This window comes from Sulfitobacter sp. AS92 (genome assembly GCF_038900015.1).
Lineage (GTDB): Bacteria > Pseudomonadota > Alphaproteobacteria > Rhodobacterales > Rhodobacteraceae > Sulfitobacter.
The window spans coordinates 192,223-205,393 of the sequence record NZ_JBBMQL010000003.1 but is presented as its reverse complement, the minus strand read 5'-3'; the positions used below and the strand labels follow the sequence as shown (position 1 = coordinate 205,393).

The following is a 13,171-nucleotide window of genomic DNA, read 5'->3' as shown; positions in this document are numbered from 1 at the left end:
AACGAGACAATGAAGGCACTTAGCATCGCCGCGACCGGCATGATGGCGCAGCAGACCAATGTCGATGTGATCTCAAACAACATCGCCAACGCGAACACCACCGGGTTCAAGGCCAGCCGCGCCGCCTTTCAGGATCTGATCTATCAATCCATGCAACGCGAAGGGGCGCTGACCTCTGAGGCGGGATCGACCCGGCCCGTGGGCATCGACATCGGTATGGGCGTACAGACCGCTGGCACCGTGCGGCTGAACACCCAAGGCGGCATGGTCGCCACGGAAAACCAGTTGAACGTGGCCATCGACGGGCGCGGCTATTTCTCGGTCACGCTGCCCGACGGCAACCAAGCGTTCACCCGCGACGGGTCTTTCCAACTGTCCCCCGAGGGGGAGATCGTGACCATGCAGGGCTACCGGGTTGAGCCGGGGCTGGTCGTGCCGGAAAATACCACAGCGGTTGAGATCAACGAACAGGGCGTCGTCATGGCCTATGTAGAGAATGACCCCGAGCCGGTGGAGCTCGGCCAGTTCAGCCTGACCACATTCGTGAACGAGCCGGGAATGCGCCCCGTGGGCAACAACTTCCTGCTGGCAACCGAAGCTTCGGGCGAAGCGCAGGTGGTGAACCCCGGCGATCCGGGCGCGGGAATGATCCGTCAGGGTTATCTTGAGGCGTCCAACGTGAATGTCATCCAACAGATCACCGATCTGATCTCAGCGCAGCGCGCTTATGAGATGAACTCCAAATCCATTGAGACCGCAGACCAGATGCTCTCGGCTGCGAACCAGATCCGTTAATGCAACGGGTCGCCGCACTCTTCCTCGGCCTGATGGTGTTGACGGGCCCTGCCCTGTCGGCCCCCATCGGCGTGCTGATCGAAGAACGCGCGCGCGCAGATTACGCCGACAGCCTGCCCCAAGACGGCGAGTTTGAGATCACCGTTAAAGATGCCCCTGCCGATGAGGTGCTGACGCTGGCAGAGTTCTGGATGGACCCGCGCAGCGGCAAGTTTCTGGCCAATGCGGTGCTCGACACAGGTGAGGTGCAGCGCATCGCGGGCTACGCCCTCGTGACCATGCCCGTGCCCGTCCCCATCACCCGGCTACTGCCCGATGATATCATCATGGAAGATGACCTGACCATCATGCGCCTGCCCGTGGGCCGGATTGGTGCCTATGTGATGACCGACGTTGAAGAGGTCATCGGCAAACAGGTGCGCCGCGTCCTGACGCCGGGCCGCCCGATCCAAACGCAATCCATCATCCACCCGCTGGTCATCAACCGGGGCGAACGGGTGGATATCTATTTCAGCGACGGGCTTCTGGCCCTTTCCTCTCCGGGGCGCGCACTTGATGACGCGCATGAGGGGCAGGAAATCCGTATCGTTAACCTTGTCAGCAACAAAACGGTCACCGGCATCGCCACCGGCGAAGGGACCGTGGAGATCCTTCGATGACCACCGCTTTCGCGCGCCCCTCTGTCTTGATGTTCGGCGCGGCCCTGGCCTTGACCGGCTGCGACACCTCTCCGCATTTCGACCGTGATCCGCAGCCCTCTGCGATTGTGGTCAGCGGTGAAACCATCCCCGAGGTCGCCCGTGTGCAGGTGCCAATGCCCGCCGTGGCGTTGGAGCCGCCACGCAGGGGCAGCGCCAAAGCGTCGCTGTTCTCGGCCCGCAGCGAGGCGTTGTTTGCGGACCAGCGTGCCGATGATATCGGCGATATCGTCACGGTCGTCATCTCAATCGACGACCGTGCACAACTGCGCAACTCGACGGACCGCGAGCGCGAAGGCGCAAGCTCGATCGGTTTCCCGACATTCTTTGGCTATGGCGCGAAAATTGCCGCAATTTTGCCCGGAATCAGCGCAGCCGACCTGCCGAGCGGCGATGTCGTCGAGATCGGCTCGGCGTCCGAGGCAAGCGGCTCTGGTGCCATTTCACGCAACGAACGGATCGAACTCAAAGTCGCCGCCTTGGTCATCGACAAACTTCCCAACGGCACGGTTGTGGTCGCTGGGCGTCAAGAAATCATGGTGAATCAAGAGTTGCGCGAGCTGCGTATGGCAGGGATCGTGCGCCCTGCCGACATCCGCGACGACAACACCATCTCTTATGACAAGATCGCCGAAGCCCGCATCGCCTATGGGGGTCGCGGCACGCTTTCACGCGCACAAGAGCGCAGCTATGGCGAAGACGCGATGGATGTGATCCTGCCCTATTAATTCCTGACTTGGTCACAATCTGAGACCATTGCCGTCGCAATCGGCCTTTAAACCTGAGGGGAACTCAGGAAAGGTCGAACATGAAAAAGGCAGCAATCGCATTCGTAGCGCTCCCCTTGCTTTGCATGGGTGCAGGCTATGGCGCCGGTCTGGCCCTTGCCCCTGCCCCAGCCGAAGCGGCGGGAACGGAGATCGATGAGAACGCCTCCCACGGCGTAGATGAGACGGTAAAAGACGCCGCCCATGCACCAGAGACGGACGCCGGCGCGCATGGCGAGGACGGCGACACCGTTCATGGCGAGAACGAAGAGCCCATGGACAGCTACGAGTTGGCCAAGGACCGCACGGTGGTGCGGCTTGGACAGATGACCATCCCGGTCGAGAAGACCAACAGCGTGTCTTATGTGGTAGCAGATTTCGCGCTGAAAATGGGATCGCTGGAATTGGCCGAACGCTATCGCCGCGTCGAAGATGCAACGCGGATGCGCGATTCACTTCTGCAAGCGATGAACCTTGCTGCCGAAAGCGCCGTATTGCGCGGCGTGGCAATCGACAGCGAGGCGCTGTCGCAACTGCTGCGTGATCTGATCAGCAAAGAGCATCAGGGCGTTGACGATGTGATGTTTGTCTCACTTTACAAGCAAGACGTAGCGCGGCTTTAACCCGCGCCGCGTGGCCGTTTAGAGAACCGAGCGCACGGCATAAGAAAGCACCTGCTCTCCGTTATCAAGCTCCAGCTCTGCCCCTTGTCCGGTGAAGTTCACCCGCGTCACCTCAGCGCGGGTCAGAGGGGTTACGCCCACGTCGTTGCCGCTGGCGTCCGTCGCCGTGATCTCAACCCGGAAGGTATCTGGCGGCACGGGCAGACCCACTGAATCCAGCCGGTTCCAATCCACGTCGATCACCTCCCCCTCCGCGGTCGAGGGGCCGGGCATCTCGCGGACCAACGTCCCGTCGTCGGAATAGATGCGGATGGTCACATCCTCCGCCCCGGCATTGAGTTGGTAGCTGAGCGGAAATTCGTCCTCGGTCATGCGCACTTGGGACGATGGCACCAACACATCGCGCCCGATCAGTTGCAGGTCCGACATCGCGCCCACGGTGGACAGCATCGTGCTGATCTGCTCAAGGCTCGCGTTGGTCGCAATGCTTTGCTCCACTTGGGTCAACTGCGCCAATTGCGAGACGAACTGCGTCGAATCCACCGGGTTCAGCGGGTCTTGGTTCGAAATCTGGGCCGTCAGCAGGGTAAGGAAGCTGTTGTAGCTCTCTTGAAGCTCGGCAGAGGAGGTCGCCGCCGCCGATGTGCTGGTGGTGCTCAGAGTGCTGGCTGTGGTCGCGTCGATCATAGTCTCGCCTTTCAGGTGAGGATATCCAACTGCCCGGCGATCAAGCTCGGTCTGGGTGTCGGGGCCAACGGCAGGGCATCGCTGCCCTCCGGATCATCGGCCTGCGACAAATTCGTTGTAAACTCTGGTCCGTCTTGCTGCCCGCCATTACGGCCCCGTTCGCCAAAGGTCTGGAAATCAAGGTCGGCATTATCGGCACTGATGCCGCGCGATTGCAGCGCATCTAGCAGTTGATCACGGTCTTGCCGCAGCATGTTCAAGACCGAAGCACTTTCGGTGGTCATGGCGATCTGCATACGCCCCGCCTCACTTCGCACGACTTCGATCTCGATTTCGCCCATACCGTAGGGCGAGAGGGAGAAACGAAGCTTGTTGTCGCCTGTGTTGAGACTACGGATCTGCTGGCTGACGTGCTGGCGCAACTGCTCTTCCGGGGCGGCGGCGGGGTTCGGCGCCGGCGCGGGCGTTGGCTGCGGTGGGCTCAGGCGAAGCGTCTCTGACTGTGGCGCCTGCGGTGCGGTCAGCGCTGCAACCTCACGCAAGGCCGCCTCGGCTGCGGGGGCGTTCCCACCAGGCTGCGGGGCTTTGCTGTACTCAACAGCTGCGCTTAATTGATCGGCAGCGGCCATGCGCGGGTCTGCAATCCCTACGCTGAGTTTATCAGTTGCGGCCATGCGCGGGTCTGCAATCCCTACGCTTGCATCAATAGTCTTGGCGACGGTCGTGCTGGCATCGATTTTGACGTCGGCGCTGAGCCGTGACATCTGAGCGTCGCCAACCATGGCCACCTCGGCGGTTGCCAGTTTCGGGGTCCCTGAAGCGATCTGGGCAAACCCAGCCCCCTCAGCCTTGGGCATGTTCGGCACTTGCTTCTCTTGTACCGATCCGATCGACCCGCGTGCAATCGCCGGGATCACCGCTGACGCGATGCTAAGCTGGCTGCTCGGCGTCGGGATCCGCAGGGCACCGGCAATCTTTTCTTCAAGCGCGGCTTCTAGGGTTGGGTCTGCTAACTGCGCCACCGCCTCCAACGCCCCTACCCCATCGGGGGGCGCCTCTCCCAGAGTTTCGGCAAAGGCCGCAAGTGCGGCTTTGGGCGTCACCTTGCCGTTGGTTTCTTCCAGTTCGGCGATCGTGTGATCCATCAGGGCTAACAGCCCTTCTGCGGTTTCTGGATCGATCCCTTCGGGCAATGTGTCAGCCGCGCCATCTGTTTCCGGCGCGGCAGTTTTCGGGGTCTTAATCTGCGGCTGCGGCGCGGCCTCTTGCTTCGCCACGCCCTGCATCAACGCGGTAAAGCCTTCGACAGCGCCAGTCTTCGGCGGTTGCCCGGCAACGGCGGCACCGGATGCCGCAGACGTGGCCTGAAGTTGAGCTATCATCTAACGTCCTCCACCTTGGGATTCCGAAGGCTCTGTGATTGGATCAGGAGATCCGCACGTTCCCGCGCTGACCTTCAAACGCGCGACGCGCGCTGTGGCCCTCTACCAGAGCCTTCAGCCGAAGGGTCCACTGATTAAGCGTCACGGGAGACTCTGTCCCGGTGAGTGCTCGCAGCGAAAGCTGTGCGCCTCCTGCCTGTTCGGTGGCAAAAAACGAATGACTGTCGACCGGACGGCCCCAGTATTGGCCCAGCACCGCACTCAGCCCCATACGGAACGCCGCAGGCTCTAGCCCCAGCTTGAGCAGTTCATCCGCTTCTGCCGCCTGATAGTAGGCCTGGCCCAAAGCATGCAGAACGCTGTCTTCGTCCATCATCGGGAACAGACCGCGCCCAATGATACCGATCAAGACTTCGCCCACCAGCGCACCGGCAGCTTGAGAGATGTTTGTGAAATTATCGCTTTTGCGAATAACGACGAGCGAGCCATAAGGCACCTCAGCGTCAAGTTCTTCGGCCAGAATATCGCCAAGGCAAATGCCCGGGATCGGCTCAATGCAATCTGGCATTGCAACCGGATGACCCGCCCAATCCTGCATCTCGAAAACCGAAGCTTGAACCGGGATCAGCGCCCGGATCAGCATGTTGAAATGACGGCCATCGGCCGATGAATCCATGTGGCAGGCACCCTTCCAGATGCCACCGATAAGTGAGTTTACCTGCATTTCCGCCTCGTTCAGGACATTCTGTCCATGGTTTATCCAGGCTATTTTTAATAGTTTTTTAGGTGCCTGGTGCTCGTTTATTGCATTAGGTCTAGATCGCAAGACCTTGACCGTCAACAATTTTACTTGGCAGGAATTTGTTTTTGGGGATCAGCGGCAGGGATGTCGCACTTTTTTCGGCACCTTCGATCGGCAGAATTGCGCCGATAGCGCCTTGTAAACAAGGCCTACTCGGCTTGATAGACCAGACGAATCGAGATGCGACGATTTTCTGCGGCCAAAGGGTCGATCGTGTTGATCGGCTGGGTGTCTGCCACACCAGAGACGCGCATGAACCGGGCACCGTTGATGCCCGCAGCCATCAAAGTGCGGCGTGTCGCATTGGCGCGATCTGCCGACAATTCCCAATTGGTGTAGCCGTTGTTCGCGCCAAAAGTGGCAGCATCGGTATGGCCAATAATCTCGACCGGCTGGTTTTGCTCTGCAATCACATCGCCGATGGCCAAAAGCAATTCACGGGTTTTGGGGGTCACTTCGGCACTGCCCCGCGTAAAGAGCGAGCGTTCGTCTTGATCAAGAACCTGCACCGTCAACGCGCCGTTGGATTTTTCCAACCGGACGTTGCGCGCCAGATCGCTCAGCGCACTATCCGAGGTGATCCGCTCGGCGATGTCTTCGGCCATGCGGTCAATTTCAGACTTACGACGCTCTGCCTCTTCAACCGCGGCAACTGTGGCCGGATCAGCGGCTGCAGCAGGCTCAGGGCCGTCGGCATATTCGACAACCACCTCTGACGGTTTGTCGCGCAGACGGCTGTCGAAGACCATCATCGGATTGTCGCGACCAAAGGTGGGCTTTTTCACATTACCGGTATTGTCGACCGCGCCGGTCATCACGCCTGCGGCCATCAGCGGGCGCAGATCAGCCGCCGCATCTGAGGATGATCCGCCGTCCGAGATTGTCGGCGTAAAATAGTTCGCCAGTCCACGCAGCTTTTCCTCATCCGAAGCCGCGAGAATCCACAGCAGCAAAAAGAACGCCATCATCGCGGTCATAAAGTCCGCGTAGGCCACCTTCCACCCGCCGCCGTGGTGGGCGTGGCCGCCCTCCGCGTCATAACGCTTGATGATGATCAATTCGTTCTTTTTGTCAGCCATTACAGGGCCTCCCGACTACGCGAGATCGGGCCGATGGCCAGATCAGGAAAGCTCTGCGTTGTTGTCCGACTTGTCGCGGCTGTATTTGCCGAGACCGGCGCGCTTGGCGTATTCCGCTTTGCGCTTGGAATAGCTTGGGGCGACCAACGGCGCGTCCGCAGCCAGATTGAACATCACGCGATATTCCGCTTCGGTCAGGCCGTGCTCGGCACCCAAATGACGCTTGAGCATCTTGAACCCTTTGCCGCAGCACAGGCAAAAGATCGTGTCGTCGGTCATCGGCTGTTCGCCGGGGGCTGCAGACATCCCCGGCGCTTTGGGCGCGATGGGGGTCACGGCTGCGGGGATATTGGCCAGCGCGGTGGCGGGGGCGTCGGCCGGAGCCGCGCGCAAACGCTCAACCAAGGTCAAAATATCGTCGATTGTTACATCGCTGCGGCTCGCGAACCCAGAAACGATGGTCGCAATCGCGGTATCGCTCAGGTTCTGCTTGGGGGTGACATTAGGCATGAAGCAACTTCCTTGTTAAGTTAATCTTGCCTTCTGCAAGGTTCGCGAAATCCCGAGAGAGGGTCTCGCAAGTGGCGCAGCAAAGATAAATTATTCTTCGCATTTTATTCTTATCACGATTCGAGTTATATTTGGAACCCGCACAAGCATTGACAAGCACTTTTCCGCCATATTGTGGAAAATGTGTCATGGCTGCATTTGCGCGACTGTTTTGAAGATGGCGCTTTTTGGGGCTGGTTCTGAAGCCACGTCGTTGCCGGTTGTCTGCGCGATGATCGTGCTAAACAGCCCTGTCACACCCAGCCCGGCAACCGCGATCAAGGGTATATGCAGCGACTTCCACAGGCTTTTGCGCGGCGCGGGCATCTGCGGCGTAAGCGTCGCGGGATCCAGCAGTTCAGGCTCTGGCAGGTCGGGCACATCAATCGGCGCACCAAACTCGACAAAGATGCCCCTCGGCATGACCGAGACCTTCACCTTGCGCCGCTCACAGCTGTCGCTAAAGCCCGCGGGAAAAAGCTCGGCAGGAATGTCGATCACCATGTTATCCTTGGGCCGCCATTCCGCCGCGAGCGTGTCGCGCGGGATATAGACCGATGCAAAATCATCACGGAATGCGATGTCGCGGGCCAAGGTCGGCACCATCGGCAAGGGTTTATCGGGGGTGGCCGCGATTCGCATCCGCCCTCCAGCGAGCCACATTTCAAGGCTGATGTAGAAACACTCCCCCGGCTGCACGTCAGCGGAAGGCATATAGCCCTCCGGTGGGCCGGACCGTGTTTTGCGACGCTTGCGCGACCCAACTGGGAAAATCTTGTTGGTGGTGACCCGCTGGAATTGATCCAGCTCTGGGCGCTGGCGCATCAGCTCATCGAAATCCAGCCCTTCTTCGCGCGCGAAGTTGTAGTTGATGAGGTAGTCCGCCGCCGTTTCCTCAAGGGTTTTGCTTTCCTGGATCGCTTTCAACAGCGCGTTTTCCTCGGAAAACAGCAGCCTGCGGCAAGGATGCCCCTCGACCTCCGGGCTCACGGCAAAGCTGCCGACCGGGCGATCAAGTATCTCAGAAACCCTGTCGAAAACCGCATGTTCCTCGTCATTATGGAAGACCACGAACTCACAAAGTCCGGCAGCATCCATGCAAAGCAACAGCCGCATCTCGCTGGGCCAGCCCTGCACGAGCACCGAAAGCTCGGAGGGATCGACGAAATAGGCAAAGGCGTCGGGCTCTTGCAGAGCGTCGACTTCATCCTTCAACTCTTCTTTGACCGAAAAACCACTATTCATCATAGAAACCCAAGTTCTTTCCTAGATAATACTTGTATAGACGCATTCGCTCAAGGATAAAGTAAGAATAGTTTATTTTTGGAGGCGTGTGCAGCAATGACACTCTTGCTTGGTCTTGTAATGGTCTTCGGTCTGGTCTTTGGCGGCTTCATGCTGTCGGGCGGCAATATGGACATCGTCCTACATGCCCTGCCCTATGAGGGCATGATGATCGGCGGCGCGTCTCTGGGCGCCTTCGTGATCGCCAACTCATTCTCAGTCGTGAAATCATCGCTCGGCGGGGTTATGCGGGTCGTTAAGGGGCCGCGCTGGAAGGCTGCGGATTACAACGATTTGCTTGCGCTGATGTTCGAACTGGCGCGCCTTTATAAGACCAAAGGCATCGTTGCGATGGACGAACATATCGAAAACCCCGAGGCCAGCCCTATTTTTCAACGCTACCCCAAGCTGATGAAGGATCACTTCGTCACCGACCTTATCGCCGACAGCTTTCGCATGATGTCGATGCAGTTCGACGACCGCTTCCAGATGGAAGACGTGATGAACCGCAAGATTAAAAAGCACCACCATGAATCGCTGGTTTCGGCCAGTGCGATCCAAAGCATGGCCGACGGCCTGCCCGCGATCGGCATCGTCGCGGCGGTTCTGGGCGTCATCAAAACCATGTCCTCGATCGACAAACCGCCAGAGATCCTTGGCGCGATGATTGGCGGCGCGTTGGTCGGCACGTTCCTTGGCGTTTTCCTTGCTTACTGCATGGTGCAGCCCATCGCGGGCCGGCTTGAGCAGATCGAGGAAGAAGACAGCGCTATGTATACCGTCATCCGCGATGTCATCGTGGCCATCGTCGCGGGCCACCCGCCAAGCATCTGCATTGAGCTGGGCCGCGGTAACATCCCCACCACGAAACAGCCGAACTTCTCCGCCGTTGAAGCCTCGCAGCGCGAACTGCCTGCGGTATGATCGTCCGCCTGCCACTGATAGCTCTTGTGGCGCTGTTGGCAGGGCCGGGCCTTGCCGCGAGCGAAGCCAAAGAAGAAGAAGGCAAGGAAAAGGTCGATAAGGCTGCCGAAGCAGAAGCGAAGCTACCCAATTCGATGCGCCGCCACGGGGTGATCGGTCATGTTCCCCCAATGGAAGGGCTGCCGCTGCTTGACCCTCAAGTACTGGAACGGATGCGCGAACGGCTGATCGTTCTGTCGCAGGGCGCCCAACAGTGAAGCCCCGACGCGGCGATGGTTTGGCCGTGCTTTCACGCCTAAAACGCTTTGAGATGGAGAACGTGGCACTCGAAATGGTTGAGGTGAACCGCGCCCTCAGCCTGATCGAGAACGAACGCCATACCCTGATGGAGCAGCTGAACGACCGAGGGGACCCCGATGCCGTGGAGGCGACGCGCGTCGTCTCGGCCTTTATCCGCAACGTGTCGGAGACGATCCACCGCAAAGACGCCGAAGCCGAACGCCTGCGCGCGGACAGTGCGGGCATCCATGACAAGCTGAATGGTCTCTTTGCTGAGGCCAAGCGCATCGACCTGATCCGCACCCGCCGCGCCGAGACACGCAGACAAGCGCTCGAAAAGGCCGAAACAGCCGCCCAAGCGGAAGGATTTCTATCAATCTGGCTCGAAGACCAGAAGTAAAACAGCCCATTAGATGCCTAAGGGAAAACTAATTCAAATTTCCCTTTATTGGCGAATATAGGTCCAGAAAAGGCCGCATTTCTCTTACATCAAAGTCGCATTGTATCTGTCGTCGTTCTGACGGCGCCGAGACAAATTGTTTAGACTTTACAGGAAACACTGCATGACTGATGCCCCCACCCACACCACAACTATCATTCACGCGAAGCCGCAAAAAAGCGTCGTCGCGGCGTTCTTTTTGACGCTGCTTTTCGGCCCCCTCGGGCTTCTCTATGCCACCGTCGCCGGTGGTATTGTTTTGATCATCTTGGCCATCCTCATCGGCGTCGTCACCTTTGGCTTTGGCGCGTTGATCACTTGGCCGGTATCTATCTTTTGGGGCGTTGTCGCCGCGATGATGTCCAAACGGACCCCTTCTACCCCCGCCTAACTCTGCACCGGGGTCGTATTTCTGACCCCGGTTTTATGTGAAAGGAATTTAAATGAAGCGACGAAGTTTTTTTGCTGCTGCGGTTGGCGCGGCGTCACTTAGCGTCCGCCCGTTGTACGCACAATCCGCCGAAGTTACCCTTACGGATGTTCGGGACCTGTTTCAAAGCCGCGACCTAGGCGCGCGGCGGATGGTACAGGACAGCCTTCGGCATGAAGGCTATTATAGTGGCGCGATTGACGGCGCATGGGGGCCGGGAACCAATGCGGCCTTCCGCGCGCTGATGGCCTCTGCGCGCTATCAGCGTCATGCTTCCACGTGGACATTCGCGTATGAGGTTCAGGTCATTGAAACGATGTTCTTCCTGACCAGCGACGCATATATGTAGCCCAATACCGGGGCCCTTCGTGGGCCCCGGCCCTACGCCACGTCTTGGACCGCTAGGTCGGCCATGCGCAAAGCAGCCTCACGGTTTGTGGCCACGGCGATAAAGCGCGCGTTGTGGCAGAATTTCGCACCCTGCACGCCGCTTGCAGCCTCAAGATCGGCATCCGTCAACCCGGCCCACGCCTCTGGCAGATCGGCGCGCGCCTCGAAACTGTCCCCACTTTTGCGGATCGTAGTCAGCGCCCAATCCTCCCCGCGCGGATGCACGACAAACAGCAGATGATCCGCCCCGGCCTTTTCCACCGCCGAACGGAACGGCATGCCGCGGGGCAGCTCCAGCACGCGCCCGCTGCCCGCAGCTTCGATCGCCTGCATGACCATCGCCTCGGCCCGGCGCTTGGCAGCTTTGCCTTTGATCGCCGCCTCAACAAAGGCACGCGCAACGGGAAGGGCCGCCATAAAGGCGCGGTCATCGGCATCCTCGCCACGCTCATCGAAGACGGGTTTCAGCGTCTCTAGCAGCACCGGCAGCGTCATCCCCGCCAAGGGGCCCGCGACCGACGGCTCCAACGCGCCGTTGTCGATCAGATCAACCGGCAGGACAAAGCCCTGATCGAAACTGCGGTGGATATCTTCTACATCCGCTTCAGGCACATCAAAGCTGCGCAGATAGTCCCGGCCATAATGCTGCCAGATCAGCCCGAAAGAACTGTAAGGTTGGCCGTCTTCGCGCAGAGGGTTGGGGCGCTGGTGATGATCAAAGATCAACGCATCTGCATCAAACTCCCGGCCTACATCATAGATGATCCGCCCCGCGCCGGGTGTGATCCAATCTGCATCCCGACTGCGCAGCAATGTCGCATCAGGATAAAGCCGGGTCAGAATGACGGAGGACAAAAGCTCATCCGCGTGAAAGCCCCCCGAGTGGGTAACGAGATGGGTAATGGTCATGGGCTGGCTCCGCTCGGGCTGGGGATATCGGGATCGGGGTGGTTGTTTGAGCCCCAATACGTCGGGGCGCGGGCGAAGTGCAAGCAGACCGCCCCAACGCCGCTGCAGTGTGCGCGATCGAAGATGATAGCTATAACGGCCCAATTAGGAATCAACCTTGCGCGCGCGTTGAGCCATCTATGAAAGATGTCGCTTGAGCCGAAGCGCATTGCAATGGTGCTCAGAATGCTGTGCTCGCGCCAACTCGCCCCATTTTTAAATGCGCGGCGCAAGCGTCACCCGACTACAAAAGACAAACGCGTCAGGACGGGCCGGGCATGCCCCAAACCTCTGGCAGGGCCGTGTCCCCGCCCTCCCCCGCCGCGAGCAACTTGCGGCCTATGTCCAAAACGCCGTCGCGGATGTCATTGGCGATGGCGGCGCTTAGCGCATCGCCATCGCGCGCGGTGAGTGCGGCCAACACCTCTTTATGTCGATCGATTTGATAGTATTCCGCGACCTCAGTGATCACCTGCCGTTGAAAGGGGCCAAGTTGCAGCCAGATGCTTTCGATCATCGGCAAAGACGACTGCGCTGGATTGACCGTATAGAGCATCCGGTGAAAGGCTTGGTTCATCAGCGTAAGTTGGTCCGAGTCCCGCTCGGCCACATATCGGTCCATGATGCCGTCGATCTCGGTCAATTTTGCGATCACGATATCCGAGATATAGGGCAAGGCGCGCAGGGCGGCGTGGGTTTCCACAGCAATGCGCAGCGCGACAAGTTCTTCGAAACGGTCCAGCGTCATCAACGGCACAGTCAGACGGCGGTTGTCTTTGATCTGGATCGCGTGTTCTGAGCTCAGCCGCCGCACCGCTTCGCGCACCGGGGTTGGACTGAGATTGAGCCGCTCTGCGATGCCACGCATGGTGAGCGAGGTGCCCGGCGTGATGGCCCCCAGCATGATCGCATTGCGCAGCCGCTCATAGACAACCTCCTGCGTCGTCGCGCCCGAAATCTCTGGGATCTCGGGGATATTGAGCGCGTCATTGTCCTTGCCGATCATCTCGCCGCCTTTGATCTTTCGGGGCCAACCATAAGCTGATGGGCAATTGACAGACAAGCGAATAGTGGTATGACGTTTTGAATAATGGT

17 protein-coding genes are annotated in these 13,171 nt (G+C 59.2%); 9 read left to right on the top strand and 8 right to left on the bottom strand.

The window, feature by feature from the left end:
- Window positions 1-9 precede the first annotated feature (9 nt).
- From flgG to WNY61_RS07085, 4 genes are all read left to right on the top strand, one after another.
- Window positions 10-795 carry a flagellar basal-body rod protein FlgG gene (flgG, locus tag WNY61_RS07100; protein ID WP_007117646.1) on the top strand — a complete coding sequence of 262 codons (786 nt, stop codon included), beginning with the start codon at window positions 10-12 and terminating at the stop codon, window positions 793-795.
- Entirely contained in the window at window positions 795-1,454 is a 660-nt protein-coding gene (flgA, locus tag WNY61_RS07095; protein WP_342850779.1) for a flagellar basal body P-ring formation chaperone FlgA, read from the top strand. The genes flgG and flgA overlap by 1 nt, the downstream gene beginning before the upstream one ends.
- Window positions 1,451-2,221 carry a flagellar basal body L-ring protein FlgH gene (locus tag WNY61_RS07090; protein ID WP_342850778.1) on the top strand — a complete coding sequence of 257 codons (771 nt, stop codon included), beginning with the start codon at window positions 1,451-1,453 and terminating at the stop codon, window positions 2,219-2,221. The genes flgA and WNY61_RS07090 overlap by 4 nt, the downstream gene beginning before the upstream one ends.
- 80 nt (window positions 2,222-2,301) lie before the next feature.
- Complete coding sequence (locus WNY61_RS07085; protein WP_342850777.1) at window positions 2,302-2,883, top strand: hypothetical protein; 582 nt, start codon at window positions 2,302-2,304, stop codon at window positions 2,881-2,883.
- Window positions 2,884-2,901: 18 nt separating this feature from the next.
- Here the strand turns inward: WNY61_RS07085 and WNY61_RS07080 are convergent, their stop codons facing one another.
- From WNY61_RS07080 to WNY61_RS07055, 6 genes are all read right to left on the bottom strand, one after another.
- Entirely contained in the window at window positions 2,902-3,570 is a 669-nt protein-coding gene (locus WNY61_RS07080; RefSeq protein WP_342850776.1) for a flagellar hook capping FlgD N-terminal domain-containing protein, read from the bottom strand.
- Window positions 3,571-3,581: 11 nt separating this feature from the next.
- Complete coding sequence (locus tag WNY61_RS07075) at window positions 3,582-4,952, bottom strand: flagellar hook-length control protein FliK (protein WP_342850775.1); 1,371 nt, start codon at window positions 4,950-4,952, stop codon at window positions 3,582-3,584.
- A 43-nt stretch (window positions 4,953-4,995) separates the two neighbouring features.
- The gene (locus tag WNY61_RS07070) at window positions 4,996-5,628 is read right to left on the bottom strand and encodes a hypothetical protein (protein WP_342850774.1); all 633 of its coding nucleotides are present in this window, start codon (window positions 5,626-5,628) and stop codon (window positions 4,996-4,998) included.
- Between the two features lie 275 nt (window positions 5,629-5,903).
- Complete coding sequence (locus WNY61_RS07065) at window positions 5,904-6,833, bottom strand: flagellar motor protein MotB (protein WP_342850773.1); 930 nt, start codon at window positions 6,831-6,833, stop codon at window positions 5,904-5,906.
- A 42-nt stretch (window positions 6,834-6,875) separates the two neighbouring features.
- The gene (locus tag WNY61_RS07060) at window positions 6,876-7,343 is read right to left on the bottom strand and encodes a MucR family transcriptional regulator (protein WP_342850772.1); all 468 of its coding nucleotides are present in this window, start codon (window positions 7,341-7,343) and stop codon (window positions 6,876-6,878) included.
- Between the two features lie 186 nt (window positions 7,344-7,529).
- Window positions 7,530-8,630, bottom strand: coding sequence for a hypothetical protein (locus WNY61_RS07055; RefSeq protein ID WP_342850771.1), 1,101 nt, complete (start codon window positions 8,628-8,630; stop codon window positions 7,530-7,532).
- 93 nt (window positions 8,631-8,723) lie between these two features.
- Here WNY61_RS07055 and motA point away from each other — a divergent pair, with 93 nt between their 5' ends.
- The 5 genes from motA to WNY61_RS07030 all read left to right on the top strand — a co-directional run bounded on the left by motA (window position 8,724) and on the right by WNY61_RS07030 (window position 11,087).
- Window positions 8,724-9,590, top strand: a complete 867-nt coding sequence (gene motA / locus WNY61_RS07050; RefSeq protein WP_342850770.1) for a flagellar motor stator protein MotA — start codon at window positions 8,724-8,726, stop codon at window positions 9,588-9,590.
- Window positions 9,587-9,847 (top strand): hypothetical protein, encoded by a 261-nt coding sequence (locus WNY61_RS07045; RefSeq protein ID WP_342850769.1) that lies wholly within the window; start codon window positions 9,587-9,589, stop codon window positions 9,845-9,847. The genes motA and WNY61_RS07045 overlap by 4 nt, the downstream gene beginning before the upstream one ends.
- Entirely contained in the window at window positions 9,844-10,269 is a 426-nt protein-coding gene (locus tag WNY61_RS07040) for a hypothetical protein (protein ID WP_007117658.1), read from the top strand. Before WNY61_RS07045 ends, WNY61_RS07040 begins: the two co-directional genes overlap by 4 nt.
- 163 nt (window positions 10,270-10,432) lie before the next feature.
- Window positions 10,433-10,699, top strand: coding sequence for a hypothetical protein (locus tag WNY61_RS07035; RefSeq protein ID WP_342850768.1), 267 nt, complete (start codon window positions 10,433-10,435; stop codon window positions 10,697-10,699).
- Window positions 10,700-10,751: 52 nt separating this feature from the next.
- Window positions 10,752-11,087, top strand: a complete 336-nt coding sequence (locus WNY61_RS07030) for a hypothetical protein (protein WP_342850767.1) — start codon at window positions 10,752-10,754, stop codon at window positions 11,085-11,087.
- A 32-nt stretch (window positions 11,088-11,119) separates the two neighbouring features.
- Here the strand turns inward: WNY61_RS07030 and WNY61_RS07025 are convergent, their stop codons facing one another.
- Window positions 11,120-12,037 (bottom strand): MYG1 family protein, encoded by a 918-nt coding sequence (locus WNY61_RS07025; protein ID WP_342850766.1) that lies wholly within the window; start codon window positions 12,035-12,037, stop codon window positions 11,120-11,122.
- Window positions 12,038-12,338: 301 nt separating this feature from the next.
- On the bottom strand, window positions 12,339-13,082 hold the full coding sequence (locus tag WNY61_RS07020) for a GntR family transcriptional regulator (protein WP_342850765.1): 744 nt from the start codon (window positions 13,080-13,082) through the stop codon (window positions 12,339-12,341).
- Window positions 13,083-13,171 lie beyond the last annotated feature (89 nt).